The sequence below is a fragment of the Mesorhizobium sp. B3-1-6 genome (genome assembly GCF_006439555.1).
Taxonomy (GTDB): Bacteria; Pseudomonadota; Alphaproteobacteria; order Rhizobiales; family Rhizobiaceae; genus Mesorhizobium.
The window spans coordinates 21,825-46,778 of record NZ_VFTM01000017.1 but is presented as its reverse complement, the minus strand read 5'-3'; the positions used below and the strand labels follow the sequence as shown (position 1 = coordinate 46,778).

Sequence of the window (24,954 nt, the reverse complement as noted above, 5' to 3'; positions counted from 1 at the left end):
TCCAAGTACCGCGCCTGGGCGATGTCGTGACGAAAGATTGCGGGTGGGTTGCCTTGGGGCCGGTAGAAACCGTCATCTTGCCGGAAGGGCCAGTCGGTCGGGCTGAATGGCAGCATTGAGGTTCTCCCACGTTTCAGGTTCGGCCAACTCTCTGGCGCGACCGTGATAAAGCTGGAGAAGGCAGCGTGATCGAAACGTGAAAAAGACCGCTTGGGACAGATAGCGGTTGAATTAGCAGGGGCGAATCGAAAGAATTGCCATAACCGTGGCCGGGGCCGAACCCAATGATAGGGCCTCATCTTTATCTTCTGGGCGGATTTGCTCTCGCCGGTACTGGCGCGGCTGCTCCAACCTTGAGCCGTAAGGCACGGGCGATGATGGCCTATCTCGCCCTGCAAGCCGGACAGGCACAATCGCGCGAGAAGCTGGCCGCCCTGCTCTGGAGCTTGAATGGCGAAACCCAGGCCCGGATGAGCCTCAGGCAAGCCGTTTCGGCCATCCGAAAGGCCATGCACAAGTGCGGCAGCGGACGGTTTGTGACGGACGGCGCCAGTGTCGCCCTGTATCTCGATGAGATCGACTTCGATGTCGCCCGGTTCGAGACGCTTGCGACAGGATCGTCGCCCGAACACCTCGAGCAGGCACTCGCCGTCTACCGCGGCGAGCTGCTCGACGGTCTTGGCTTGAAAGAGGAGCCGTTCGAGGACTGGCTTCGAGTTGAACGCGAGCGCCTGAGAACGATCGCGGTTGCAGCGCTGGACAGGCTGGTGGCGCATTACAGCGCGTCGAACGACCTTTCATCCTGTGCCCGCACGGCTGCGCGACTGCTCGCAATGGAGCCTCTGCGCGAAGATATCCACCGGGCATTGATGAGAGCCTATGCCGCGCAGGGCCGCATCAACCTTGCTCTCAAACAGTATGAGCTCTGCCGTGAGGCGCTGGAGAGAGATCTCGGACTGCCGCCAGAACTGGAAACGCGCCAGCTGTACGAGGCTCTGCGGACACGCCGGATGAGTTCATCGCCCTACCCGAAGCGTCCAGTTGCGGCCGCCGAGCCGGCGGCCGGTTCGGGGGCAAATGCCGGTGGGAGCCTTTCCGGCGGCGAGCCGATGCCACCGGCCACCCATTACGTCAAATCGGCAGGAATCAACATTGCCTATCAGGTGACCGGCGAAGGGCCGGTTGACCTCATATACGTGCCCGGCTGGGTCTCCAATCTCGACCTTGCCTGGGGCTCGCCGCGCTTCGCGCATGTGCTCAAGCGGCTCGGCACCTTTTCACGCCTGATCCGATTCGACAAACGCGGCACCGGTCTATCCGACCGCAATGTCGGCCTGCCGACGCTGGAAGAGCGCATGGAGGATGTGCGTGCGGTACTGGACGCAGTCGGCTCCACGCGAGCGGTGTTATTCGGCAGCTCGGAGGGCGGTCCGATGTGCATGCTTTTCGCCACCACCTATCCCGAGCGTACGTCCGCGCTGGTGCTCAACGGAACCTACGCCAAGGGCACTTGGTCAAAAGAGTATCCCTGGGCAAGAACTGTAGCGCAGGTGGACGATGATGTAGCGGCCGTAGAGCGGCAATGGGGCAAGCCCGCCGACATGAGCAACGCAGCACCGAGCCTGACCGAAAACATGGTCGAACGCGAATGGTTCGCCGCCTATCTCCGGAATTCGGCCTCGCCCGCCGATGCAATCGCGCTCTGGCGCTGGGGTACCGAAGTCGACGTCCGCGACATCCTGCCGGCGATCCTAGTCCCGACGCTGGTCGTGCAGAGGACGGACGACCGTTGGGTACGCCCAGAGGAAGGCCGTTATTTGGCAACCCACATCCAAGGCGCCAGGTACGTCGAGCTGGCCGGCAGAGACCACGTGATCTGGGGTGAAGATTGCGACCGCCTGGTTGACGAGATACGAAGCTTCGTCACCGGATTGACGTCCCGAAAGACCATTTCTGCGCTCACCGGATGACGGCAGCATGTCGTCGGCAGAACTGCTCATTTCCCCATCAGTGGGAAGATTGGAGGTTCCGACGCCGCACCAATAGGGGCGCAGCGTCTCAGAACAAGAACGCCGCCGTGGCTGGATCGGGTCCCGTCCGGCCGTCGGCCGAATCCAGACCGTGAACGGTCTGCATGTCGTCCGCGTCCAACTCGAAACCGAAGACGTCGAAATTGCCGGCAATACGCTCCTGGTGGATCGACTTCGGGATGACGATCAGCCCTTCCTGCAAATGCCAGCGGATAATGACCTGCGCCGCCGACTTGCCGTGCTTCTTCGCCAGCTTCTCCAGCGTCGGGTCGGAAAGCAACCGGCCGCTGCCCAGCGGGCTCCAGCTCTCGATATGGATGTTGTGCTTCTCGTGGAACTTACGCTTGTCGCGCTGCTGGAAGCGCGGGTGCAGTTCGATCTGGTTGACGACCGGCGTCACGCCGGTCTCGCCGATGATGCGCTCCAGGTGGTCCTGATTGAAGTTCGACACGCCGACCGATTTTATCCGGCCGGCCTTCTGCAGCTCGACCAGCGTCTTCCAGGCCTCGACATATTTGTTCTGGCTGGGCACCGGCCAGTGGATGAGGAAGAGGTCGATCTTGTCGATGCCGAGCTTTTGCATCGTATCGTCGAAGGCGCGCAGCGCTGCGTCACGCTGATGCGCGCCGTTGCGGAGCTTGGAGGTGATGAAGAGTTCGGATCGCGGCACGCCGGCGGCGCGGATCGCCTCGCCGACGCCTTCCTCGTTGCGATAACCCTCGGCGGTGTCGATCAGCCGGTAGCCGGCCCCGACGCCCCAGCGAACGACCTTGGCGGTGATGTCGGGATCGACCTGCCACACACCGAGCCCGATTTGGGGGATGGCGGCGCCGTCGTTCAATGTGAGCTGTTCGGGCATGGGGAATCCTTTTGGGAGGGAGGGTGATGCCGACTATGTAGGCCGTGGGTTGGGGAATGCCAGTCGGGGTGGAGCTGGCGCCGCCGGCAGTTGCGGCGCCTCAGCCCCTCGCCCCGAACCGCAACCCATCCATCAAAAGCTTCACCAGCCGCCCCGACCGTTCTCGCCAGTCCGGCGTGTTCGGCGCTGAGTAGATGCCGCCCAGCGCGTGCATCACATCGGAAGCGTCGACGTCGGCGCGGATTTTCCCCGAGGCGGCGGCGGCCTCGATCAGGCCTCGCATGGCGCCGGAGACGCGGCCGGACGTGTCGGAGAACAGCGTCGAGTTGGTGGTGAGCAATAGGCGCAGGCTGGTGGCGAGGCCACGCTTGGTGGCGATGTAGTCGACGAAGCGCTGCATCCAGAGCTCCAGCGCGACATCGGCCGGATGCTCGCGCGCCAGTTCGTCAGCCGCCTGGCAGAGCCCTTCCACCTCGCGGCGGTAGACCACCTCGACCAGATGCTCGCGCGTCGGGAAATGGCGGTAGAGCGTGCCGATGCCGACCCCCGCCCGCTTGGCGATCTCCTCCAGCGAGGCATCGACGCCGTCGCTCGCGAAAGTCTGCGCCGCCACCTCGACCAGTCTGTCGCGGTTGCGTTGCGCATCGGCGCGTAGCGGCTTTGGCGCCTGCGCGTCGCGCGTCGCTTCAGCGGTCATTTCCCGGTCGGGCACTTTTTTCTCCACCAACGCAATATGGGGGGTTGAACCATGACTGGCCAGACCCCAGTTAAATAAACGGAGGCACCTCCGTTTTAGTGGAGTGGCTTTATCATATAACCAGGGGAAGCGGTATGTCACGTAGAGAAGGACGGAAAGCTTTCCCTGCCCGCTGGAGCCGCGCGCGTTCTGCGACGCCTGTGGTTGGCGAATCCGCTCGTGAGTTCGTCATCCTGGGGCGAAGCAAGGAGCGAAGCGACGCGGCGCAGCCTCTGGGATCCATGCCATACCCTGCGAGCGGCTCCGGTGCAGAATTCTGGCCTGCCGCGTTTCTCGGCAAACGTCACGGCATGGATCCTTGGGTCAAGCCCGAGGATGACGACCGCGAAGGTCGCGTCCCCAGGCTGCCGTTACCCTTGCCCCTCTCCTCCCAAGCCCCATTTCCATCCGCCTAGCGTCCAGCAATCGGAGCCCGACGCCCTATGACCAGCCAGACAATCATCGATCCTCCCGAAGACGGCCACGTCTTGAACGGCAAGGCCAGTCCCACCACGCTTTCCCTCAACCTCACCATCAACGGCCGCGACCATGCGCTCGACGTCGAGCCGCGCGTGACGCTGCTCGACGCGCTGCGCGACCGGCTGCATCTCAGCGGCACCAAGAAGGGCTGCGACCAGGGCCAGTGCGGCGCCTGCACCGTCCATGTCGACGGCGAGCGCGTGCTTGCCTGCCTGACCTTGGCGGCCCAGGTCGAGGGCCGCTCGATCACCACCATCGAAGGGCTCGCCGACGAGGACGGCACGCTGCACGCCGTGCAGGCCGCCTTCCTCGAGCAGGACGCCTTCCAGTGCGGCTACTGCACGCCGGGGCAGATCATGTCGGCGGTGGCCTGCATCCGCGAGGGCCATGCCGGCTCCGACGAAGAGATCCGCGAATACATGGCGGGCAATCTTTGCCGCTGCGGCGCCTACCCGAACATCGTCGCCGCCGTCCGCCAGGCCGCACAGGAGCTGCGCTCATGAGAGATTTTTCCTACCTCCGCGCTGACAGCGTGGAAGCCGCGCGCAACGCCGCCGCCCTTCCCGGCGCCATGCTGCTTGCCGGCGGCACGACGCTCATCGACCTCGCCAAATGCGGCGTCGCCGAACCTTCGACCGTCATCGACATCAGCCATATCGAAGGGCTCAACGCCATCGATGTCACCGCCGAGCGCGCGGTGATCGGCACGCTGGCGAAGATGAGCCATGTCGCCGACAATGCCGAGGTGAAAAGCCTTTTCCCGGCCGTGTCGGAAGCGCTCTGGCAGGCGGCCTCGGCGCAGCTGCGCAACATGGCGACCATCGGCGGGAACCTGATGCAGCGCACGCGCTGCCCCTATTTCCGCGATCCGCAAAACTTCCCGGCCTGCAACAAGCGCGCGCCGGGCAGCGGCTGCTCGGCGATCGGCGGGGTGACGCGCGGCCATGCGGTGCTCGGCGCGAGCGAAGCCTGCATCGCCACCTATCCGGGCGATCTGGCGGTGGCGCTCGTCGCCTTCGACGCCGAGGTCGATCTTGGCGAACGCAAGCTCAAAGTCGAGGACTTCTTCCTCGCCCCCGGCGCAACCGCCGAACAGGAGCACGACATCCGCCCCGGCGAGGTCATCACGGCCATCGAAATCCCCGGCTCGGCCGCGGCCAGGCGCTCGACCTACATCAAGGTGCGCGACCGCCAGTCCTATGAATTCGCCGCAGCCAGCGCAGCAGTAGGGCTGGAGCTCGAAGGCGACGGCCGCACCGTCCGCGACATCCGCGTCGCGCTCGGCGGCGTCGCCACCAAGCCGTGGCGCGTGCGCGCCGTCGAGGAGGCGCTGAAGGGCAAGGCGCTCGACGAAGCCACGGTCCGCGAGGCGAGCGTGCTCGCCATGGAGGGCGCCGTCGACCATGGCGCCAACCACTACAAGATCGCCTTGGCGCCGCGCGTGATCGCCCGCGCCATCCTCAAATTGGGAGAGACGGCATGACCGTTCATGACATGAAACACGCCGCGTCCGACAGCGCGCGCCTCGAAGCGGTCGGCGGGCGCCTGTCGCGCGTCGACGGCCCGGCCAAGATCACGGGCGCAGCGAAATACGCCTTCGAGCAGCAGCTTGAGGGGCTGACGCATGCGGTGCTGGTCGGCGCGACGATAGCCGCAGGCAAGGTGACCGCGATCGACACGCGCGCGGCCGAAACCGCGCCCGGCGTGCTCGCCGTGCTGACGCCCGACACCATCATGGAGCTGAAGGGCGCGTCGGACTGGCTCGGCAACCCGGCGTCGCAGCCGACCTACGCGCCGCTCGTGCGCGAGGTCACCTTTTCCGGCCAGCATGTCGCGGCCGTGGTGGCCGAGACTTTCGAGCAGGCGGTGGCGGCGGCCGCACTCGTCAAGGTCTGGTATGACGAGAGCCCGGCCATCGTCGACCTGAGCGACGGCAGGGCCGGCGACGGCATCCCGATTGACGCCATGACCAAGGAATGGGGCGACGCGCAGGCGGCGTTCGCCGCAGCGCCCGTGCGCATCTGCGCGGCCTACAACACGCCGCGCGAATTCCAGGCAGCGATGGAGCCGCATGGGTTGATCGCGCGGTGGGAGGGCGAGGAGCTGACCATCTGGGAGCCGAGCCAGTGGCTCGACGGCATGGCGCGCACCTATGCCGAGTGGTTCGGCGTGCCGTTCGAGAATGTGCGGCTGGTCTCGCCCTATATCGGCGGCGGCTTCGGCTCCAAGGCGCTGGCGCTGGCGCACAGCGCGGTCGCGGCGGCTGCCGCCAGGATGCTCGGACGTCCGGTGAAGCTGGTGCTCAACCGTCCGCAGAATTTCACGTCCTATGGCGGCCGCGCCGCGACGCGGCAGACCGTTGCCATCGGCGCCGACAGAGACGGCAGGATCCAGTCGATCGTGCATCGCGGCGTCAACGAGACGGCCGTCGACGGCATGTGGGTCGAGCCGCTCGGCTCGGTCACCTCGATCATGTATGCCACGCCCAACTTCTCCTCAAAGCAGAATGTCGTGCGGGTCAACACGGTGGTGCCGGGAGCAAAACGTGCGCCGGGCGAGAACCCGAGCGCCTTCGGCATCGAATGCGCCATCGACGAGCTCGCCCATGAACTCGGGATCGATCCGCTGGAGATGCGGCTGATCAACTATGCCGAACAGGATCCGCATGCGAAGAAGGCATGGTCGACACGCCACTTGCGCGAGGCGTTTGCCGCCGGCGCCGAAGCCTTCGGCTGGGCCAAGCGCTCGCCTCAGCCACGCTCGATGCGCGACGGCCGCCAGTTCATCGGCTGGGGCATGGCGGCCGGCACCTATCCGGTGCGGCGCGCACATGGCGAGGCGGTGGTGAAGCTCATGGCCGACGGTTCGGTCGAGGTCGAAAGCTCCTCCATCGACATGGGCCAGGGCACTTACACGATCCTGGCGCAGACGGCGGCCGAAACGCTCGGCGTGCCGGTGGAGCATGTGTCGGTGAAGCTCGGCGACTCGCATTTCGCCCGCGCCGGCGTCACCGGCGGCTCGCGGCTGGCCGGCGTGATGACCGGCGCCGTCTACAAGGCGGCCGGCCAGGCGCTGGACGAGCTGATCGGCCTGGCGCTTTCCGACCCGCGCTCGCCCTTCCAGAAGCTGCAGGCAAATACGCTGTTGGTAAAGGACGGCCGCATCGCCTCGCCGCGTGGCGAAGGGCCGGAGCTGTCGATCGCCGAGTTCATGGTGGCGATCGGCCGCGACCAGATCGAAGCCAAGGGCGACACGCTGCCGGCCAGCACGACGCCGGAAGAGCGCTACAAGAACTACACCACGATAGCCATGTCGATCCCGCACACAGAAGGCGACTATTCGCGCCATTCCTGGTGCGCGCATTTCGTCGAGGTGCGCGTCGACGAGGATTTCGGCACGGTGCGCGTGTCGCGCGTGGTGTCGGCGCTGGATTCAGGCCGGCTCTACAACCCCAAGCTGGCGGAGAGCCAGTGGAAGGGCGGCATCATCATGGGCATCGGCCAGGCGCTGCTCGAAGAAGGCATCGTCGACCGCCGCCACGGCCGCATCGTCAACGGCAATTTCGCCGACTACATGCTGCCGACCAACGCCGATATCCCCGACATCCAGACGATCTCGGTCGGCATCCCCGACCCGCACTCCTCCGCCCTTGGGGGCAAGGGCGTGGGCGAACTGGCAATCGTCGGCATCGCGCCGGCGATTGCCAACGCAGTGTTCCATGCGACGGGCAAGAGGATAAGGGATTTGCCGATCACGCTGGAGAAATTGATCGAGTAATTTTCCGCTCAAGGTAGAGGCTACGGCTCCGTCGCTTTCGCCAAATCCCGACGACCTCGCGGTCGGCCCTTCCACCAGATCGAAGAAACCTGCTTTGGCAACGAAACAGCTGGGGCGATGACAGAACCCGCAACAACAGTCCGACCAGTTCGGCGGGCCGGCCAATGCCCGACGGCAAGCGGCCAGGCCCTGGAGGCTGGAACCGCATCTATCTGATCGTCGAGGATCTTGCGGAGGAGGTTGACCGGTTGCGGGCGGCGAGTCTCAGCTTCCGCAATGAAATCGTCCCGGGTCCAGGCGGATCGCAGATATTGCTGATCGATCCGTCCGGCAATCTGGCGGAGCTGTTTCAGCCGGTCCGGTGAGGGTGCTTGTCGCCGGAAGACAGCGGAACAGCACCCCACGCGATGTAGGCGGCACCGATCATTTCACGCTCAAATTCTTCACCTCGTTGGGCCGGTAGGTGTCCATGGCCGCGCCGTTGCGATCCTCCTCCAACAGCGACTTGCTGCCGAAGGAGGCGCGCAGGCCCACCAGGTATTTGTGGGTCTCGCCGAGGTCGGTTGAACCGATCTTCATCTGCTCCAATTGATAGCGCGCGAACACTGACCACGGTGTGTCGTTGAACCGGTACATGGCCTGGAGAGCGCCGCCGGATACGTCCAGGTTCACCCCCTGGTCCGTTCTGCTGAAGCTGAGTTCCGCATCCAGGCGAAGGTTATCCTGGACGAAGTAGCGTGCGACGGCGCGGACGTTCCATTGGTCGGAGTTGAGGGAATCCTCGTTTGCCCGGCCAAAGGCCGCCTGGCCGTAAAGGGTAAGATTGCCAAAGTAGATCTGGGCTTCCGGACCGACCGCCCAGGAACTCGCCTTCCCGTCGAAATCGCCAAAGTCCACCGACGTATAAGTCGCGAACACACCGGCGGCAAATCTGTCGGGGTCCCGGTAGTATCCGTGGATCGCGCCGCCAACGCCGCCCCAATGAGCGAAATCGTCGTCCCAGATCCGGTCATAGGTGAGGTCGCCCTGGAAGTTCCAGCGCTGGGCGAACGGAATGTTGACGCGGGCGGCGCCCCCTGCGGCGTGCACGGTGTCGCCGATGCTGGTAAAGCGAAGCCCGCCCAGGTAGATCTCGCCGTAGCCGGAAATATGCGGCGTCACCACCGTCTCTCCGGCCAGCGGCTGCGGTGCGTCGGCGGCGTACGCGAACGTCGTGGCGACCAGCGACGCAGCGATGATTGAAAAGCGATGCATTAGGAGCCCCCGAATTCGAATATGCGTCCTGCGGTCCGGACGAATGCCGGGCTCGGTCTTGCATTGTTCGCCGTCCGGCGTCTTGGGCTGGACCGCAGCGGAATTGTCCTGGAAAGCGCTGCCGCACTTGACGCGCCAGTGTGGCCATCCGGCCACCAGCCGACCGGCCTGCTCATTCCTGTCGCCTTTCCCCCCGCCACAAGCAAACCCCGGTGCGAGGCCAGGGTTTCGTGCGGTCTGTCGGATCAGAACTTGTAGCTGAGGCCGACCCGCAGATCGTGCGTCTTGAGATCGACGCTCGTCGCCGTGGGAAGACCGGATGCGATCGAGAGAGCCTTGCTGCCGAAATCGGAGTAGCGGTACTCGACCCGAGCGATCCATTTATCGGTGAAGGCGTGCTCGACGCCGGCTCCAACCGTCCAGCCAACATGGGTGTCGTCGTGGAGCGGTATGTCACCACTGGAGGTGCCGGTGATGCCGGTAATTTCATACTTGGCCGCGGCCACGCCCGCAGTGATGTAAGGCAACGTCCGATCGAACGCATAGCCGGCGCGCAGCCGCGCCGACCCCGACCACTGGAGCTCGCTCTTAAGAATAGTGCTGCCGCCATTGGCAAGGGTCGTCAGTCCTTCGACGTTACTGTACGCGATGTCCGCCTCAACACCGAGCACGAAGCGGTTCTCCATCTCCTGATTGAAGCCGATATGGATGCCGCCAATGAAACCGTCCGGATCGACAGGAGGGTTAATATCGGTGCCCCCAATACCACCGCCAGAGATGAAGAGATTGGATTTTCCGGCAGCGTAACCGAAGTGAACGCCGGCATAGAGCCCGGACCAGTGGTAATCGGCGGCAATGGGCAAGGTTTCATTGATGTCCGCCGCGGGCGCCATGCCGACAGATGCGAGAATAACGGCCGTAGCGAGAAGAATCGTTTTCATTGTTGTTTGCTGCCCCCAGGGTGTTGCGCTACCCCGCTGCCGAAATGCTCAGCGGGATCCAGTTAACGTCAAGAGCCCCGATGTTGCATTGTTCGCAGCCCGCGTCTTGGGCTGCACCGCACTGGAATTGTCCCGGAAAGCGCTGCCGCGCATGTCCGGCCAGTGTGGCAGTTCGGCATCAGCCGACAGGCGCGCGCTCACTCCCGGCGACCGCGGCATTGGCGCCTCCCCGGCTCACGTCGGCCGGCGTTTTTTCGTTTCCGGCACAAGCAAGAAACCCGGCGCGAGGCCGGGTTCCTACCTGTTCGCGCAAACAGAGATCAGCATTGCTACGCGCTAGCCCTGGCCGGCGAACTATCTGGCGCTGCTCGGCGTCGAGCCGAAGCGGCGGCGGAAGCAGCGGTTGAAATAGGAGACGTCTGAGAAGCCGCTCAGCAGCGCGATCTCGCTGATGCGCATACGGTCGTTGCGCCTGTCGGAAAGCATGCGATGGGCCCTTTGCAAGCGCAATTCGAGAACGCGCTCGGCGAAGCTCACCCCGCTTTCCTGCAAGAGGTCATGGACATAGCGGGGCGAGAGCCGCAACTGCTGGGCAACGCGCTGGGCCGAGATGGACGGATCGGCGAAATTGTCCCTGATCTTGTCGAGGATTGCCTGGAGCCTTGCCGCGCGCAGGCCGCGCATGCCAGCGAGCTCGGCGGGCTCGCCCTTGGCGCCGGTTACCAGGCCGATCAGATCGACGATCGTTTCGGTGGCATGGGTGACAAGGTCCGGCGACACCAGAGCCGGACCAGCTTCCAGGAAGTTGCAATAGCGCCTGAGCATGCCGAGCGCCTCATTGTCGGCCGCCACGGTCAGTGCCAGCCGGTCCTCGACATGGGCGAAGGCACTCTCCAGGATCTCGCGCGGAACGACGATGTTGGCCCAGACATTGCTGTCGCCGCCGCTCATTTCCAGCGCCTCCGAGGCAGATACCAGCGCGGCTTCGCCCTTGCCCACGCTGTAGTCGCGGCCGGCCTGGGCGCCGCTCAGCCTGGTGTCGCCATGGTTGATCAAGAGGAGATAGCCGTCGCGGCCGTCGTCGGCGATGTTGCGGGCCTTGCGGCTGGCATGCCGGATGGTTCCGGCCATCTGCCCCAGCACCACCGGCCCGACGGGCGTGGCTTCGATCTCGGCCGCGAATGGCTGGTTGGCCGCGATGGCATATTCGACCGACCATATCTCGGCGACGTGGATGTCCTGCCAGAGCGCGAAGCGCGCGCGGTCGTCGAGATGCCCAGGCAGGTGGAGCGACGAGAAGACGTTCTTTTTCAAGAGCAACCTGGCCTTTCTGCGCGCGCGTCTTCACTTGGACGGGCACCGTATTGGACCAGTTCACATCTTGTCCAGAGCCGCAAAATATCTATGCATGCCAGGACAATTCCGTTGCTGTTCTGGACAAGAACTCACCCGAATTTCATCGACCCGATCGGAAAATTTCAAGAATACTCGGAAATGTCAGCTCGAATCGGCGGCGCCCTGCCGATCGTAGCGGAAAGCGGATCCAGGCTGTGGAGCCGGCGGCAAAGCCGCCAATCTCCCCCACGTGGGATCCCTCGTGGGGGAGATCAGTCGCCCATTCTCTTTCGCCAATCTCCAATGTCGGCTACCAGTCCAACCCGAACACCAGCTTGCGAAATGCAGGCCGCCGGCGGCCATGTGAATGTAGGCCTCGGTTGCCTCGTTCTGCGAAAACACCTTGTCGACGACCGATCAGCTCCAGCAGCTTGCCGTCCCAGTCGGGTCGCGCGGTAGTTGATCAGGTGATCGGCGCCGAGCGCCTTGGCCCGATCGAGCTTCTCGTCCGAGGACCAAGTAATGACGGTGGCCCCGGCCGCCTTGGCGAGCTGCAGCGTGAAGATCGAGACGCCGCCCGTGCCGAGCAGCACGACGACCGAGCCCGGCCCGACATCGGCGGCACGGAGCGCGTTCCAGGCAGTGGTGCCGGCGCTCGGCAAGGTCGAGGCTGCAATCCGCGCTTCGGAAAGGTGTTAAGCGCCATTTCCTTCGCATTCCCGAGGATGCCACGCCATCATAAGTCCTGTATGGTCGCCACATGTCTCGGAGGGCGACCATGCAAAACGGATTGGCAAAATTCATCATGGCTGCTCCCATCGCGGCCACCCTGCTGGCCGCAGCGCCCGCCCATGCCGCCTCCTGCGCCTGGTCCGCCAAGATGGAAGAAGACGAGGGCGGCAGCGTGATGACGGCGTCGGTCTGCGGCGGGCCGAAGGGCGATGCGCATCTGATGCTGGCCTGCTTCGACAGACCGGTGCTGAGCTATGATCTGGGCGCCGCCGGCGGACAGCTCGAGCCCGGCATCAGCGGCTCCTTCACCTTCAAGGCCGGGGGCAAGAGCGTGACCAAAAAGCTCGAGCTCGAGGCGATGTACAATTACTTCACCGCCGAGCTCTCCGGTCCCGCCGACCCGTTGCTGGCGCTCTTGCGCGGCAAGGGCGAAGTGACGGTTTCCGCCGACAAATATGGCGCGGCAAGCTTTCCGCTGAAAGGCTCAGGCGCCGCAATCGGCAAGGTGCTGGCAGCGTGCGGCAAGGGTTCAGGCGGCGAGGCGGATTGATGCCTGAGCGCGCGCCGGCGCCCGCGCGTTCCATCGCTTTTCACGCCTTCCGTGGAAGCGGAATTGCTTGGAAGCCACCGTCTGGCACAGCCAGCCGCGTGGCGTCGCGTCCGCCTGCCTTGGCAGCGTAGAGCGCCTTGTCCGCCTGGACTGGCCGCGCGTGTTCTTGACGTAGCAGAAGTCCGGCGGCTGGGCGACGGCGGCGCGCAGCAGGTCACGCTCGTTGGTGACAAGCTGCGTGTGCAGCACGACGAGGCCGGCCACTTACGGTTGTTATGCGGTTGCGCGTCGGTGACCAGCCCCATGGCGAAACCTTTCGTCCCGCACCATATGAATCTCCGCCGGCGATGATTGCCCTCGCGACAAGCGTGATCGATCCCAGAATGCCGGCCAAGCGGTCCATCCCGGGCCGCCGACGCTCCTCGCGAGGCCCTTTGCGGCGTCGCGCGACCCTGTCACCGGCCGCGACACAGGAGCTTTATCCATGAATCCGATCACCCTTTTCCTCACCGCTGTCTTTGCGCTCATCGGCGCCGGCGCCGGCGCGCTTGCCGGGCCATGGGCGGGCGCGCCGTTCTTCGTCATCGCGGCGCTGATCGCCGCCTCGCTGAAGATGGCCAACACCTGGCAGCGCTTCGTCGTGCTGCGCGCCGGCAATCTGCTGGGTGTGCGCGGTCCCGGCCTGTTCATGATCGTCCCGGTCCTCGACAATGTCGTGGCGGTCATCGACCAGCGCATCCAGACCACCGCCTTCAACGCCGAGGAGGCGCTGACCAGGGATACCGTGCCGGTGAATGTCGACGCCGTCATCTTCTGGCACGTCCATGACGCGCGCCAGGCGGCGCTGGAAATCACCAACTACCGCGAGGCGATCGACCGCGTGGCGCAGACCTCGCTGCGCGAGATGATCGGTTCCTCGATGCTCTCCTCGCTGCTTGCCGACCGCCAAGCCGCCGATGCGCATCTGCGCGACGTCATCGGCGCCAAGACGGCCCAATGGGGCATCACCGTGATGTCGGTCGAGATTCGCGACGTCGCCATCCCCGTGGCGCTGCAGGACGCCATGTCGCGCCAGGCACAGGCCGAGCGGGAGAAGGAAGCGCGTGTCATCCTGGGCTCAGCCGAGGCCGAAGTCGCGGCCAAGTTCGTCGAGGCCGCCACCACCTATGCCGACCATCCGGCGGCGCTCCAGTTGCGCGCCATGAACATCATCTACGAGACGACTAAGGAGCGCGGCGCCACCATCCTGATCCCGACCGGGCTGGTGGACAGCCTCAACCCAGCAGCGGCACTGGTTCAGGCCGGCGTGCTGAAAAGCGCAGCGTAGGGAGATTGCATCCTCCCGACGCATCATAAAAATCCGGTCCGGCTGATGCGCCATGACGCGCCAGCCGGACCGGATTTGTTTTCAACGATCGATGGAACCTCAGTAGTCGGAGCCGCCCTCGACCACGACCGGACGATGGTGGTGCCGGTGGCCGATCGAACCGGTGACGACGACGGTGTCGTCACGGCGGTGATGGCGGTGACGCCAGCCGCGTTCGCCATTGTCATAGAAGGCGACCGTGCCGTGATGGCGGTGATGCAGGCGGTGGCCTTCCTCATTGATGATGACCGCCGGGCGGTGGTGGTAATGATGCCTGTGATGCGTGCCGATGACGATATCGGCCCCGGCCGCGGAAGCCACGGCGGGGGCGGCGACACAGAGCGCCAGGGCAGCAAGAAGCACTGTTTTCATTGCTCTTTTCCTAATTTCTGATCATCCCTTCGCCGGGGTAAACCGCTGCCCGCCGCTTTGGTTCCGGGGCAAGGCGGACATCGCCATCCGCTTCCGGCGCTCGATCGAGATCAGGTGGGAGGATGGGCCGGTGCCGCAGTGGATGGGGTTCGTTGGGGTAGCCGAGGCACCGGCCGAAGGCGGAATGGGCACCGCCGCAAGGCAAAGATAGTCTTCGCGGCCGGCGGCGAAATTACGCGATCACGGAAGCCTGGAATCTCTCCCTTGAGAGGTCCAAGGAAGATCACTCGCTCCTTCGTCCAGCCACCGCAATCACTGCTGCGACCGCCACCAGCACCGACGCCGCAGCGAAGGTGAACCGCATTCCGCCGGCAACCGCCTCAGGCGGCGCCGCCGCGATGTTCCCCGTCCCCACGGCGAAGGCGAACACCGCGCCCATCACCGCCGTGCCGGTGACGAGGCCGAGATTGCGCGAGAGGCTGAGCATGCCCGACACCACGCCGCGCTCGTTCCTGTCGACATCGGCCATGACGGCCGTGTTGTTGGCCGCCTGGAAGAGCTGGTAGCCCGGAGTGAGCAGTATGATCGCCGCCGCGTAGCCGGCAACGCCGAAGAGGCCTGGCAGCGCGGCCAGCGCGACGCAGCCGGCGACCATCAGCATCAGCCCGGCGGTGACCATCGCCGCCGCGCCGAGGCGGTCGACGACGCGCCCGGCAATGACGCCACATAGTGCCGAGACGACAGGCCCGATCGACAGCACGGCCCCGGTTGCCGCGTCGCCGAGGCCCAAGGCGCGCGACAGGAAGAAGGGACCGACAACCAGCGTCGCCATCATCACCGTCGAAACCAGCGCGTTCATGGCGAGGCTCGGCGCCAGTACCCGGTCGCGCAACAGCGCGAGCTTGACCAGGGGTGACGCCACCTTGGCCTCAACGATAACGAACAACACCGCGCCGGCCGCGGCCGCGCCGAGCAGCGCGATGTTCAGGCCGCCGAAATGGCCGCGCCCCATGGTCATGGACAACGCATAGGCGGCAAGCGTGGCGGCAAGCAGCAGCGTGCCCAGCATATCGAAACGACCCCTCGCCTCTCCACGGACGCCTGTCGCCCGGCGGACGATGCCAGCCGCTTCGCTGGCGGGCATCGCCGCTGGAAGGAAGCGCCAGGCGGCGAGCAGCGCGACGGCGCCGAGCGCGGCGTTGACGAGGAAGATCGAGCGCCAGCCGAGGGCGGCGATCAGCACGCCGCCAAGCGAAGGCCCCAGTGCCGTGCCGACCGCCGACATGGTGCCGAGCAGACCCATGGCGCTGCCGGTGCGTTCCTTCGGCACCGTCTCGCCGACGAAAGCCATCGTCAGCGCCATCATCGCCGCCGCGCCCAGGCCTTGCACGGCGCGGGCGCCGATCAGAAAGGCCAGCGACGGCGCGAGCGCGGCGGCAAACGAGGCGGCGCTGAACAGCGCCAGGCCAACAATCAGCAGCGGCCGGCGGCCGACGAGATCGCCAAGGCGCCCGACGATGACGATCAGCGCGGTGATAGCGAGCAGATAGGCCAGCACCACCCATTGCACCGCCGCAAAGGACGCCGCGAAGGCCAGGCTCAGCGTCGGCAGCGCGACATTGGCGATGCTGGTGCCGAGCGAGGAGACGAGCATGGCAAGCGACAGGCTGGCCAGCGCGCCAGCCGCCGAATGGCTTCCAGGCGCGGCGCGGGTTTCGGCGATGTCGGCCATGATCTTCTCCGTCGATTGAACTTGCCGGGGAAGATAAGCGTGCGATCGACATGGCGGAACGCGCAGCGTTTGCACTTGAACAGTGCATCAAACGCCATGTCCGTTTGACGGATCCATGCTATGGTCGCGCCATGTCGCGACCCGATCTCAACCTGCTCGTCACGCTGGATGTGCTGCTTGCCGAAGGCAGCGTCGCAAAGGCCGCGCGGCGCCTGAAGCTCAGCCCCTCGGCGATGAGCCGGGCGTTGGCGAGGCTGCGCGAGACAACCGGCGACCCGCTTCTGGTGCGCGCCGGACGCGGCCTGGTGCCGACGCCGCGCGCCATCGAGCTGGGCGCCGAGGTCGGCCGGTTGGTGGCGGAGGCCGAAGCGGTGCTGCGGCCGGCCGAGCGGCTCGAGCTTGCGCGGCTCGACCGCAGCTTCACGCTCCGCAACAGCGACGGTTTCGTCGAGAATTTCGGTCCGGCGCTGCTCGCCCGCGTGGCCGAGGAGGCGCCGGGCGTGCAATTGCGCTTCGTGCCCAAGCCCGACAAGGACAGCGGCCCAATGCGCGGGGGCGCGGTCGATCTGGAGACCGGCGTGGTCGGCGGCTCGACCGGACCCGAGATACGCACGCAGGCGCTGTTCCGCGACCGCTTCGTCGGCGTCGCGCGCGCCGGCCATCCTTTGAGCGAAGGCCGCATCACCGCCGCCCGCTTCGCCGCCGGCCGACACATATTGATCTCGCGCCGCGGCCTCGACCGCGGCCCGGTGGACGACGCCTTGGAACGCGCCGGGCTGACGCGGAAAGTCACGACCGTGGTCGGCGGCTTTGCCGAGGCACTGGCGCTGGCACGCGGCTCCGACCTCATCGCCACCGTGCCGGAGCGCTATACCGGCACCCTGCGCGAGGGCCTGTTCACCTTCACGCTGCCGGTGAAGCTCGCCGCGCTGACGATCTCGCTTTTGTGGCACCCGAGGCTCGATGCCGATCCGGCGCATCGCTGGCTGCGCGGGCTGGTGAAAGAGGTGTGCCGCCTTTCCTCTCCCTCCTTTCACCACGGCGAGGAACCCTTGCCCTGATACGCCGGCCCCACGGAACCAACCGCGCGTTGCAGGCGATATCCCTATAAATATTAGCCATAACTAATGTACACTATCGCACGCAGGACAAACCGTGTCTGTCATGGAACCCGCGGCGCAATCAGCGCGTTCCCGGGCGCCTGTGAAACAGCCGGAGGCTCGCTTGAGCGAATTCAGGAAGTTCGCCTGCCCCCGGTGCCTGGGCGCCGGCAAGGTGTTCGAGTGCGGGAAGCAGGTGGCGTCGAACGGCACATGCTGCCCCTCGGGTGCATTGCACGACAATTGCCCGGGACAACTGGTTTCCTGCCGGGCCTGCAACGGAACCGGCCTGCGCGGCTACAGCGCGCCCTCCAATGTACAGGCTTCCCCGATCAGCTGATGGCCGGGCGTGGGAATCTTGCATTTTATTCGCCATTTCTAATATAAAAGGCGCTTGCGCGAGAAGCGAAACGGCGGGCGCCCTGGAGACGCGCATGAAAACCTATCGCGTCGAGGAAATAGACGGCGAAGCCGTCGTCGCGGTGCATTCGGCGGAAGCCAAGACGCCTTTCGAGGCGGCTGAGAAGGCGCTTGGCCGGAAAGTCACGTTGCGTGCCGGCGCCGACAGGTGGGTCCGCGTCGTCGACCTCACCGAGCGGCCGAGGCCGGTCAGGCTCAGGCCCACGATCTTCGAATTCAAAGCAATCGGACAGAGGAAATAGGCGATCCGTGGCTTTGAACGCTTCGCACTTTTCCTGGAATTGCGTCAGGTGCTGGCGCCGCCCATCAGCGCGGCAACCAGAGTCGCCAGAAAGACAAGCAGCCCCAATGCGACCCGATCCAGCCATGACCGCCGTCTGGCAAGAACCTCGAACAACCGATTGGCCATCGCAACTTCCCCCATTCGTTGGCGACATTCTATCACGTCTTTCATGAGCGGATCATGAAATGGCACACAAATGGGTCCGATGCCGTTTTCAACGGTGAGACCCGTCTTCGCCGGGCGCCAATGCTGCACTGCCGAATTGCACCCAAAAAAAGTCGGGGTCGAAGTGACATGCCGGCCGGCGAAAAATCAGCCTATTCAAGCGGATAGGCATATATGTGCGGCGCGGCCTGGTGGACATCGGAAAAGCCCGGAATTCCGCTATTTCAGGGCTTCTTGGCTTGGCCCCGGCATGACCGCAAAGCGTGCTTCGGACACGAAAAGGCGGCTAAAAAGGCGCTCCCGGGCCGCTCGCCGGCGGCGTTGACAGGACACCGCGCCAATGGCACTCCGCAAACCACTGGTCACGCCATGACCGTTGCTGTTGGGGACGGACGGGGTTTCAGCAGCTTGGCGGCGGCGCCGGACGGGCGGGCACCTTCGAAGTGTACCGCCCGCTCCTGGCCGGTCCAGCTTTCAGCTTTAAAAGTGCTTGCTTTAAAACCGATCAAAGGCTGTGGCGCGTTCCTGAGAAACTCAGAACGTGAAGCCCGAGGATGGCACTGCGGCGGTCACCGCCGAAAGCCTGTCACGTCTGGCAAGCGTCGGTTTGCGATATGGCTTCTTCATCGGCTGTCTCGGCCCGGTCGACGATGAAATCAGGACAGCAAGATATGCCCGGCGACCGCCGCGTCAAGCGGAGGGATAAATTTGGCGGAAGGATAATTCGGCGAGCGCGTAAATTTGGCTGGCAAGCCTATAGGCTCGCCAGCCAATGTGATCGGTGCGCCTGTGTTACGGCGCGGGATTCGAGGCGTTCGCGACGACGCTCGACAGCTTCTGGCGCTTCGACAGCACCGGCTTCTCGTAAGTCTTCTTCATGGGAAACCCCTTGCCCAGTTTTCACGCGCATAGCGGTAACGCGAACCGGATTAGCGTCAAAGAACATTCGCGTGATCGACGTGCAATGAGGGCTGTCCACAACCGAAGGCAAACGGACTGTAGCTGGCCGGTAACATCCGGCACGGTCCCAGATACCATGATGTGTCAACCCGGGTGCTGCAGCCAATGGCGGTCGAACACGTCGAGGATGGCGCGGAACTCTCCCGGCGGAATCTGGATAGCGCCGTCGTCGCTGTAGGCGTCAAGGAACTGGTCGAGTTGCCGGTCGACCGCTTCCGGATGTTCCAGGCCGATGCCGAGGCTTACCAGGTCGGCGGCAATCGAACCGCCGGCCGGCAGGTACCCGCCCCATGTCCCGGCGCCGGTTGCCGCATCGCGCAGCCGCACCAGCAGGATCCGGGTCAGCGAGGGCTGCGCTTCGGGACCAATGACGGCCGAGCCGCACATATAGCCGCCGAGCACGCTGACCGGCTGTGTCTGCGGGAACAGGCACAGGAAGAACTGCGTGTCGCCGCCGACATCCTTGAGGTGCAGATAGACACCGCGCTTTGCCGGCATCACCGGGCCGACGAGCTGCAAGTGCCCCGTCGGCAACGTCTCGCCATAGGTAGCCGTCAGCCCATGCACGCCTGGCCCGGCCTCGATCGACAGGCGGCCCTTGATCAACTGGCCGCGATAATAGGGCGACCAGGCGCGAGAATAGCATGCATAGGTTCCGGCAAGCCCGGAGCCGGTGCCGCGCTCGTCATGCGAGGAGGCATCGAACTGCATGCCGGCGCGTCGCTCCAGCTCGGCGCTGTCGACGCCGTGGCGGGCCGCGATCGCGGCGGTGAAGGCCGGTAGCTCGCTCTCGGCGATCCAGGCGCCGGACTGCTCCAGTTCGAGCAGCCTCGCCCAGTCGTCATAGACGCTCATCTGTCGCGGCCGCGCGCGGCCTTGCAACCATTTGTCGGCGCGGCCGAGATCGAACGCGGTGTTCGGGTTGACGGCGCGGAACGCCGCCGCCAGGTCCTTGCGGGTCACCGTTCCCAGCAAGGCCGAAGTCAGCCTTAGTTTTTGCGCGATTTGCTGCGCCATGCAAAAGGTCCCCGATGTTCTTCGCCGCCTAAGCAGTTCGGCGTTCCGGCGGGAATCGCCGAGCTTCTCCGACACTCCTGGCTAGCGCGCCGGCAAACAATCTTCATCCCCGGCGGCGTTTAATTTCCATCCACTAATATCCATGGAATTCCAAAGAATTCCACAGTGTTCCGCGCGCGTGGCCTTCGCGACGAGACAAGCGGCGCTAGGGTCGCTTCGGGGTGAATTCAGGGAGCTGCCATGAAGATCCTTCTATCCGCGCTTGTTATGGCGCTTGCGCTGTCGCAAGCCGCCGAAGCGAAAACGAAAATCCCGCTGACCGAAACAAAGACCGGCGCCGAGAAAAGCCGGCAGCCGCTCGATCAGACGGCCACCGGCGGCATCGTGCCTTCGGCCGGCCTGACGTCGAAGGGCGCCGAACCGGGCCAAGCCTATCCGCAGCCGCTGGACCTTCACTTCTAGAGCAATTCCGGAAGCCGTGCTCGGCGGTTTTGGTCCGCTACCGCGTAAGACAAAAGGTAGCCATTCCGGGGACCCGTAGCCGGTTCATCATCCGGGATCGGCGGGGAAAAGCAGCGGCCGGACGGCCGAACCAACAGCCGCCCGGCCAGCCTGAGGGCTGGGGGCTTGGCGCCGCCGGCGGGGGCGGCGCCTGCCCGCGCGGATGCAAGGCCACGATCCGCGCGGGTCAGGCTTCCGGCCAGTCGCCCCAGATCATTCTTCTGCAGATCCAAGCCGTTCTTGACGAAGGGCCAGCGAACCGGAAAGCTCGGACACGGCGCCGCGATGGCGCTGTGCGAGAAGGAAGGCCGTGCCATGCCGGGTGCCGACGAAAAGCTTGCCGCGCTCGGCATCGTACTGCCACCGCCGCTGAAACTGCCGCCGGGCATGGTGCTGCCCTTTCCCTGGGTGAATGTGCGCGGCGACCGCGCCTATATCTCCGGCCACGGGCCGCAGGAGCCGGACGGCTCGCTTGCGGGCCCGTTCGGCGCGGTCGGCGAGAGCGTGTCGCTGGACGAGGCGCGGGCTTCGGCCCGCAAGGTCGGACTGTCGATGCTCGGCAGCCTGAAACGCGAGCTCGGCAGCCTCGACCGGATCACGGGCTGGTGCCGCGTCCACGGCATGGTCAATTCGGCATTGCGCTTCACCGAGACGCCGGCGGTGATGAACGGCTTTTCGGAGCTCATCCTCGAGGTCTTCGGCCCTGAGATCGGCCGTCACGCCCGCACCGCCATCGGCGTCGCCGCCCTGCCCCTGAATTTCCCGGTCGAGATCGAGGCCGAAGTGATGATTGGGGGGTGAGCCTCCCTTGGTTCCAGCGCAGCTTGACCAGGCCGTGGTCGGCGCGATAGGCGGGCCGACGCCATCCAACCGATGAAAGACCCGCCATGACGAACCCTATCGTGAAAGACAGCAACGGCACGCCGCTGAAAGACGGCGACTCCGTGACCCTCATCAAGGACCTCAAGGTCAAGGGCACGTCGGAAACGATCAAGCGCGGCACGCTGGTGAAGAACATCCGGCTCAACGGCAATCCCGGCGAGATCGAATGCAACACCAAGCAGGTCAAGGGCCTGGTGCTGAAGACAGAGTTCCTGAAGAAGGCGTGATGGCAGGGGAGATCGGGAGGGCCGCCCTCGCCCTCCCCTTATGTTGCACCGCGTTAGATTTGTTGCATTGCGATATCGGCGCCTAGGGCCGAGGCTTTAGGGAGGCGGGATACGAACAAGCATCGTGAGGTTCGTATTCGTGTCAACACCTGCGCAGGATTTCCGGCCCGACATCGAAGGCTTGCGGGCGGTGGCCGTGGCGGGCGTCGTCGCCTTCCATTTCGGCCTCACCGCGCTGCCCGGCGGCTTTGCCGGGGTCGACATCTTCTTCGTCATTTCGGGCTATCTGATCACCCGCCATCTCGCCGCCGAGATTTCCGAGACCGGCCGGCTCGACCTTTTGCGTTTCTACGCCCGGCGCGCGCGGCGCCTGCTGCCGGCGGCGCTTTTCGTCATCGCCGCGACGCTCTGCGCCGGCGCGCTCATCCTGTCGCCGGAGGAGCAGGCGCTTTATTCCAAGGGTGCGATGTTCGCCTCGGCCTATATGATCAATCTGTGGCTGATCCGCTGGTCGTTCGACTATTTCGCCAATGACGCCACGAGCAACCCGTTCATCCATTACTGGTCGCTGTCGGTCGAGGAGCAATTCTATCTCGCCTGGCCGGCGCTTTTGCTGCTGGCCGCTTGGATGAAGCCCGGCAAGCGCGCCATCGTAATTGCGATCGGCGCCGTCGGCCTGGTCTCCTTCATCGCCTGTGCCTGGCTGACGAGCGTGTCGCAGCCCTGGGCCTTCTATTTTTCGCCGCTGCGCGCATGGGAATTTGCCGCCGGCGGCCTCGTATCGATGGCGCCGGCACGGCTGTTGCAGGAGCGCCCGCTGCTGGGGCGGGCGTTAAGCCTGACCGGCCTGACGATGATCGGGGCCGCATATCTCACCTTCAGCGAGGACGCTCCCTTCCCCGGCTTTCTGGCGCTTCTGCCGGTTGCCGGCACGGTCCTTCTGCTCAAGGCGGGAGCGGCCGGCGCCAGGGACGGCTCGCGCAATTCCGAATGGAATTGCGTGAATGCCGCCCTGGCGCTGCCGCCCTTACAATGGATCGGCAAGCTCTCCTATTCGCTCTATCTGTGGCATTGGCCGGTCATCGTCTATGCCGGCATGCTGGCGCCGGAGCTGACGCCGGCCGAGCGGCTGCTGTGCCTCGCGGTGACGCTGGCGCTCTCCATCCTCAGCTATCATCTCATCGAGAACCCGATCCGTCGCAACGGCTGGCTGATGGCCAGTGCGGCGCGGGCGCTGGTGCCGGCCCTCCTCCTGACCGGCACCGGCGTCGCAGCCGCCTATGGCAGTGCCAGGCTTGCCGTGCACGACCTCGATCCGGAACAGCGCATCATCGCCGCCAGCGCCGCCGAACCGTCGACGGCCCGGGCCAAAGCCGGCTGCGTGCAGGATTACCAGAGCGTGACGCCGAAGCCTTGCGTGTTCGGCGATGGCCAGCGCCTCATCGCCCTCTTCGGCGACTCCCATGCCGACCATTGGTCGACGCCGCTGATCGAGGCGGGCCGGAAGAACGGCTACCGGGTGGTGACCTGGCTGAAGAATTCCTGCCGCGCCTCGCGCATCAGCGTCTGGTCGTCCGAGCTCAAGCGTCCCTACAGCGAGTGCGACCGCTGGCGCGAGCAGGCGATCGCCGAGATCATCGATGCGAGACCGGCGCTGGTGGTCATCTCGGAGCTGGCGCTGACCAGCGGCCGCAAAATGGCCGGCCGCAGCGGCGACACGCGGAGCCAGGACGCCGACTGGCGGGCCGGCCTGCGCTCCACCCTCACCAGCCTGAGCAAGGCGGGGCTCAAGGTCGCCTTCATCCGCGACGTGCCGTTCAACAACGCCAATGTCGACACCTGCGTGGCGCGGGCGCTGTGGCGGGACGAGACGCCCTCGCGCTGCGACCAGACGCGCGCCTACGCCGCCAACGACGCCATGGCGGCGGTGGAACGCGACATCGTCGACAGCATTCCCAACGCCGCTTACGTCGACCTCACCGACCGCTTCTGCAGCGCCACCATTTGCCACGTCTTCATCGACGGCAAGCTCGCCTTCCGCGACCAGCACCATATGGCGACGCCATTCGCGGAATCGTTGGAGCCGGAGGTGGAGAAAAGGGTGATCTCGAAGGTGGGGCGCTGAAGCTGTCAATCTCCTCCCTCGTGGGGGAGATCAGCAGGTTCAGCGCAGCCCCCTACTCCACCACGACGACGAAATGCTTGGTCACCGGCTCGAGGATCTTCCAGGTGCCCTTGAAATCCGCCTCGACGACGAAGGCATCGCCGGGGCCGACCTCGACCGGCTCGCCGCCGTCGGGGGTGATGATGATGCGGCCGGCGATCATGTGGACGAATTCATAGTCAGTGTAGGTGGCGTGATAGGTGCCGGGCGAGGCGCGCCAGGTGCCGGACATCACCTTGCCGTCCTCGGTGGTGTGCTGCACGGCCGTCTGCATGGTCGGCGAGCCTTCGACAGCGATCCAGCCCGGCAGGTCGCCGCCTTCGGCATGCTCGACGGGGCCGAATTTGAGAATGGTGGGTCTGGTCATCGGATGCTCCTCGGGTCGCCGGAATTGGCTGGGGATGAGATAGCCGATGGCGGCATGCGGTGCACGCGGCGATGCGACAAAGCGAGGCGAAGCGGCGACGGATGCCTACGGAACCGATAGCTGGCTGAGGCGATAGGCAGTGGCATATTAGCAACACTTAACAGGCGTCGCACAGAGTTTGCGGCATCGAGCATCACTGTCCCGTTTCGGGACTGGCATCAGCCTTGCTATAATGAGTATTGCCGGTGTCCTCCCGCCGGTCCTGATCGGGGGATCAGGTCTTAAATCTCGCCGGGCGTGTGGGCTTTGGGCACCAGGGGCAAGCCCGGCGAGTTTTCTTTCTTCATTGTCATGCCGACTGGCGGGCGCCCCGCCCTTCCTCCGCGGCCTGCAATTGCTTCCGGCGCGCCGGCTGGCGGTGGCGGCGGTGGGCGGGTTTTCAACGTGACCGCCGCCTTGTTCGAAAGCGCGCCGGTCACCGCGTCGACCATGCCGAAGGCGACGATCTGTCGGGCTGGGTCGCGGTCGAAGGCTTGCCGACCATGCAGACGGGCGGGCAGTACACCATCGAGCCTCCCTGCTGCCTGGCAATGATCAGAGATATTTCGCCGGCGTGCGACGCGCCGCCGCCCGGTCGGTTGCAGATACGCTAATAAATATCTGAGCTCATTGCCTTACGGAGAGGCAGCAATGCGCCGGACCAA

At 65.2% G+C, this 24,954-nt stretch carries 23 protein-coding genes and 2 pseudogenes; 13 read left to right on the top strand and 12 right to left on the bottom strand.

From position 1 onward, the window contains the following. Positions 1-374 precede the first annotated feature (374 nt). Complete coding sequence (locus tag FJ414_RS16580) at positions 375-1,970, top strand: alpha/beta fold hydrolase (RefSeq protein ID WP_246672416.1); 1,596 nt, start codon at positions 375-377, stop codon at positions 1,968-1,970. An 88-nt stretch (positions 1,971-2,058) separates the two neighbouring features. On the opposite strand, the gene FJ414_RS16575 is transcribed toward FJ414_RS16580, so the two are convergent. Then, entirely contained in the window at positions 2,059-2,889 is an 831-nt protein-coding gene (locus tag FJ414_RS16575) for an aldo/keto reductase (protein WP_140645440.1), read from the bottom strand. Positions 2,890-2,989: 100 nt separating this feature from the next. After that, positions 2,990-3,586 (bottom strand): TetR/AcrR family transcriptional regulator, encoded by a 597-nt coding sequence (locus tag FJ414_RS16570; protein ID WP_140645526.1) that lies wholly within the window; start codon positions 3,584-3,586, stop codon positions 2,990-2,992. A 482-nt stretch (positions 3,587-4,068) separates the two neighbouring features. Here FJ414_RS16570 and FJ414_RS16565 point away from each other — a divergent pair, with 482 nt between their 5' ends. From FJ414_RS16565 to FJ414_RS16550, 4 genes and pseudogenes are all read left to right on the top strand, one after another. Continuing rightward, a complete protein-coding gene (locus tag FJ414_RS16565) occupies positions 4,069-4,608 on the top strand; it encodes a (2Fe-2S)-binding protein (RefSeq protein WP_140645439.1) in 540 nt (179 codons plus the stop codon). Then, positions 4,605-5,588 (top strand): xanthine dehydrogenase family protein subunit M, encoded by a 984-nt coding sequence (locus FJ414_RS16560; protein WP_140645438.1) that lies wholly within the window; start codon positions 4,605-4,607, stop codon positions 5,586-5,588. The genes FJ414_RS16565 and FJ414_RS16560 overlap by 4 nt, the downstream gene beginning before the upstream one ends. Then, positions 5,585-7,882 carry a xanthine dehydrogenase family protein molybdopterin-binding subunit gene (locus FJ414_RS16555; protein WP_140645437.1) on the top strand — a complete coding sequence of 766 codons (2,298 nt, stop codon included), beginning with the start codon at positions 5,585-5,587 and terminating at the stop codon, positions 7,880-7,882. Before FJ414_RS16560 ends, FJ414_RS16555 begins: the two co-directional genes overlap by 4 nt. A gap of 134 nt (positions 7,883-8,016) precedes the next feature. Then, positions 8,017-8,247 (top strand): annotated as a pseudogene (locus FJ414_RS16550) (VOC family protein); the annotation flags it as partial. Between the two features lie 58 nt (positions 8,248-8,305). On the opposite strand, the gene FJ414_RS16545 reads toward FJ414_RS16550, so the two are convergent. The 4 genes and pseudogenes from FJ414_RS16545 to FJ414_RS32100 form a co-directional block, all read right to left on the bottom strand. Next, positions 8,306-9,136 carry a hypothetical protein gene (locus tag FJ414_RS16545; protein WP_140645436.1) on the bottom strand — a complete coding sequence of 277 codons (831 nt, stop codon included), beginning with the start codon at positions 9,134-9,136 and terminating at the stop codon, positions 8,306-8,308. 245 nt (positions 9,137-9,381) lie between these two features. Further along, on the bottom strand, positions 9,382-10,077 hold the full coding sequence (locus FJ414_RS16540; RefSeq protein ID WP_140645435.1) for an outer membrane protein: 696 nt from the start codon (positions 10,075-10,077) through the stop codon (positions 9,382-9,384). A 354-nt stretch (positions 10,078-10,431) separates the two neighbouring features. Next, on the bottom strand, positions 10,432-11,391 hold the full coding sequence (locus FJ414_RS16535) for an AraC family transcriptional regulator (RefSeq protein WP_140645434.1): 960 nt from the start codon (positions 11,389-11,391) through the stop codon (positions 10,432-10,434). Between the two features lie 331 nt (positions 11,392-11,722). Next, a pseudogene (locus FJ414_RS32100) lies at positions 11,723-12,086 on the bottom strand (zinc-binding dehydrogenase); the annotation flags it as partial. Between the two features lie 104 nt (positions 12,087-12,190). On the opposite strand from FJ414_RS32100, the gene FJ414_RS16525 reads away from it, so the two are divergent. Next, positions 12,191-12,694, top strand: coding sequence for a hypothetical protein (locus FJ414_RS16525; protein ID WP_226891884.1), 504 nt, complete (start codon positions 12,191-12,193; stop codon positions 12,692-12,694). Here FJ414_RS16525 and FJ414_RS16520 read toward each other — a convergent pair. After that, entirely contained in the window at positions 12,674-12,958 is a 285-nt protein-coding gene (locus FJ414_RS16520) for a hypothetical protein (RefSeq protein WP_140645433.1), read from the bottom strand. The two genes, FJ414_RS16525 and FJ414_RS16520, sit on opposite strands and share 21 nt — an antisense overlap. A 220-nt stretch (positions 12,959-13,178) precedes the next feature. Between FJ414_RS16520 and FJ414_RS16515 the strand changes: the two genes are divergently transcribed. Next, positions 13,179-14,021 (top strand): slipin family protein, encoded by an 843-nt coding sequence (locus FJ414_RS16515; RefSeq protein WP_140645432.1) that lies wholly within the window; start codon positions 13,179-13,181, stop codon positions 14,019-14,021. Positions 14,022-14,120: 99 nt separating this feature from the next. On the opposite strand, the gene FJ414_RS16510 is transcribed toward FJ414_RS16515, so the two are convergent. Together FJ414_RS16510 and FJ414_RS16505 are read right to left on the bottom strand one after the other, a co-directional pair. Further along, positions 14,121-14,432 (bottom strand): hypothetical protein, encoded by a 312-nt coding sequence (locus FJ414_RS16510; RefSeq protein ID WP_140645431.1) that lies wholly within the window; start codon positions 14,430-14,432, stop codon positions 14,121-14,123. A gap of 283 nt (positions 14,433-14,715) precedes the next feature. Further along, the gene (locus FJ414_RS16505; RefSeq protein ID WP_140645430.1) at positions 14,716-16,164 is read right to left on the bottom strand and encodes an MFS transporter; all 1,449 of its coding nucleotides are present in this window, start codon (positions 16,162-16,164) and stop codon (positions 14,716-14,718) included. 131 nt (positions 16,165-16,295) lie between these two features. Here FJ414_RS16505 and FJ414_RS16500 point away from each other — a divergent pair, with 131 nt between their 5' ends. Next, on the top strand, positions 16,296-17,225 hold the full coding sequence (locus FJ414_RS16500) for a LysR family transcriptional regulator (protein WP_140645429.1): 930 nt from the start codon (positions 16,296-16,298) through the stop codon (positions 17,223-17,225). Positions 17,226-17,698: 473 nt separating this feature from the next. After that, entirely contained in the window at positions 17,699-17,926 is a 228-nt protein-coding gene (locus FJ414_RS16495) for a hypothetical protein (protein WP_140645428.1), read from the top strand. 44 nt (positions 17,927-17,970) lie between these two features. Here FJ414_RS16495 and FJ414_RS32000 read toward each other — a convergent pair whose 3' ends face one another. Further along, positions 17,971-18,093 carry a hypothetical protein gene (locus FJ414_RS32000; protein WP_263497842.1) on the bottom strand — a complete coding sequence of 41 codons (123 nt, stop codon included), beginning with the start codon at positions 18,091-18,093 and terminating at the stop codon, positions 17,971-17,973. A gap of 1,083 nt (positions 18,094-19,176) precedes the next feature. Beyond that, the gene (locus FJ414_RS16480; RefSeq protein WP_140645426.1) at positions 19,177-20,109 is read right to left on the bottom strand and encodes a hypothetical protein; all 933 of its coding nucleotides are present in this window, start codon (positions 20,107-20,109) and stop codon (positions 19,177-19,179) included. A gap of 240 nt (positions 20,110-20,349) precedes the next feature. Between FJ414_RS16480 and FJ414_RS16475 the strand changes: the two genes are divergently transcribed. The 4 genes from FJ414_RS16475 to FJ414_RS16460 all read left to right on the top strand — a co-directional run bounded on the left by FJ414_RS16475 (position 20,350) and on the right by FJ414_RS16460 (position 23,844). Next, positions 20,350-20,571, top strand: coding sequence for a hypothetical protein (locus tag FJ414_RS16475; RefSeq protein WP_140645425.1), 222 nt, complete (start codon positions 20,350-20,352; stop codon positions 20,569-20,571). A gap of 354 nt (positions 20,572-20,925) precedes the next feature. Further along, positions 20,926-21,411, top strand: a complete 486-nt coding sequence (locus FJ414_RS16470) for a RidA family protein (RefSeq protein ID WP_140645523.1) — start codon at positions 20,926-20,928, stop codon at positions 21,409-21,411. A gap of 86 nt (positions 21,412-21,497) precedes the next feature. After that, the gene (locus FJ414_RS16465; protein ID WP_140645424.1) at positions 21,498-21,719 is read left to right on the top strand and encodes an alkylphosphonate utilization protein; all 222 of its coding nucleotides are present in this window, start codon (positions 21,498-21,500) and stop codon (positions 21,717-21,719) included. A 139-nt stretch (positions 21,720-21,858) separates the two neighbouring features. Continuing rightward, positions 21,859-23,844, top strand: a complete 1,986-nt coding sequence (locus FJ414_RS16460) for an acyltransferase family protein (RefSeq protein WP_140645423.1) — start codon at positions 21,859-21,861, stop codon at positions 23,842-23,844. A gap of 52 nt (positions 23,845-23,896) precedes the next feature. On the opposite strand, the gene FJ414_RS16455 is transcribed toward FJ414_RS16460, so the two are convergent. Further along, positions 23,897-24,250: a cupin domain-containing protein gene (locus FJ414_RS16455; protein ID WP_140645422.1), complete on the bottom strand. Its 354-nt coding sequence runs from the start codon at positions 24,248-24,250 to the stop codon at positions 23,897-23,899. Between the last annotated feature and the right edge of the window lie 704 nt (positions 24,251-24,954).

Excerpts from the sequence above, each read along its gene's own strand:
- FJ414_RS16525 (WP_226891884.1), top strand. The coding sequence starts at position 12,191 with ATGCAAAACGGATTGGCAAAATTCATCATGGCTGCTCCCATCGCGGCC.
- FJ414_RS16470 (WP_140645523.1), top strand. The coding sequence starts at position 20,926 with ATGCCGGGTGCCGACGAAAAGCTTGCCGCGCTCGGCATCGTACTGCCA.
- FJ414_RS16505 (WP_140645430.1), bottom strand. The coding sequence starts at position 16,164 with ATGGCCGACATCGCCGAAACCCGCGCCGCGCCTGGAAGCCATTCGGCG.
- FJ414_RS16555 (WP_140645437.1), top strand. The coding sequence starts at position 5,585 with ATGACCGTTCATGACATGAAACACGCCGCGTCCGACAGCGCGCGCCTC.
- FJ414_RS16545 (WP_140645436.1), bottom strand. The coding sequence starts at position 9,136 with ATGCATCGCTTTTCAATCATCGCTGCGTCGCTGGTCGCCACGACGTTC.
- FJ414_RS16510 (WP_140645431.1), bottom strand. The coding sequence starts at position 14,432 with ATGAAAACAGTGCTTCTTGCTGCCCTGGCGCTCTGTGTCGCCGCCCCC.
- FJ414_RS16580 (WP_246672416.1), top strand. The coding sequence starts at position 375 with ATGATGGCCTATCTCGCCCTGCAAGCCGGACAGGCACAATCGCGCGAG.
- FJ414_RS16560 (WP_140645438.1), top strand. The coding sequence starts at position 4,605 with ATGAGAGATTTTTCCTACCTCCGCGCTGACAGCGTGGAAGCCGCGCGC.
- FJ414_RS16465 (WP_140645424.1), top strand. The coding sequence starts at position 21,498 with ATGACGAACCCTATCGTGAAAGACAGCAACGGCACGCCGCTGAAAGAC.
- FJ414_RS16565 (WP_140645439.1), top strand. The coding sequence starts at position 4,069 with ATGACCAGCCAGACAATCATCGATCCTCCCGAAGACGGCCACGTCTTG.
- FJ414_RS16540 (WP_140645435.1), bottom strand. The coding sequence starts at position 10,077 with ATGAAAACGATTCTTCTCGCTACGGCCGTTATTCTCGCATCTGTCGGC.
- FJ414_RS16575 (WP_140645440.1), bottom strand. The coding sequence starts at position 2,889 with ATGCCCGAACAGCTCACATTGAACGACGGCGCCGCCATCCCCCAAATC.
- FJ414_RS16480 (WP_140645426.1), bottom strand. The coding sequence starts at position 20,109 with ATGGCGCAGCAAATCGCGCAAAAACTAAGGCTGACTTCGGCCTTGCTG.
- FJ414_RS16570 (WP_140645526.1), bottom strand. The coding sequence starts at position 3,586 with ATGACCGCTGAAGCGACGCGCGACGCGCAGGCGCCAAAGCCGCTACGC.
- FJ414_RS16515 (WP_140645432.1), top strand. The coding sequence starts at position 13,179 with ATGAATCCGATCACCCTTTTCCTCACCGCTGTCTTTGCGCTCATCGGC.
- FJ414_RS32000 (WP_263497842.1), bottom strand. The coding sequence starts at position 18,093 with ATGGCCAATCGGTTGTTCGAGGTTCTTGCCAGACGGCGGTCATGGCTG.
- FJ414_RS16475 (WP_140645425.1), top strand. The coding sequence starts at position 20,350 with ATGAAGATCCTTCTATCCGCGCTTGTTATGGCGCTTGCGCTGTCGCAA.
- FJ414_RS16495 (WP_140645428.1), top strand. The coding sequence starts at position 17,699 with ATGAAAACCTATCGCGTCGAGGAAATAGACGGCGAAGCCGTCGTCGCG.
- FJ414_RS16500 (WP_140645429.1), top strand. The coding sequence starts at position 16,296 with ATGTCGCGACCCGATCTCAACCTGCTCGTCACGCTGGATGTGCTGCTT.
- FJ414_RS16455 (WP_140645422.1), bottom strand. The coding sequence starts at position 24,250 with ATGACCAGACCCACCATTCTCAAATTCGGCCCCGTCGAGCATGCCGAA.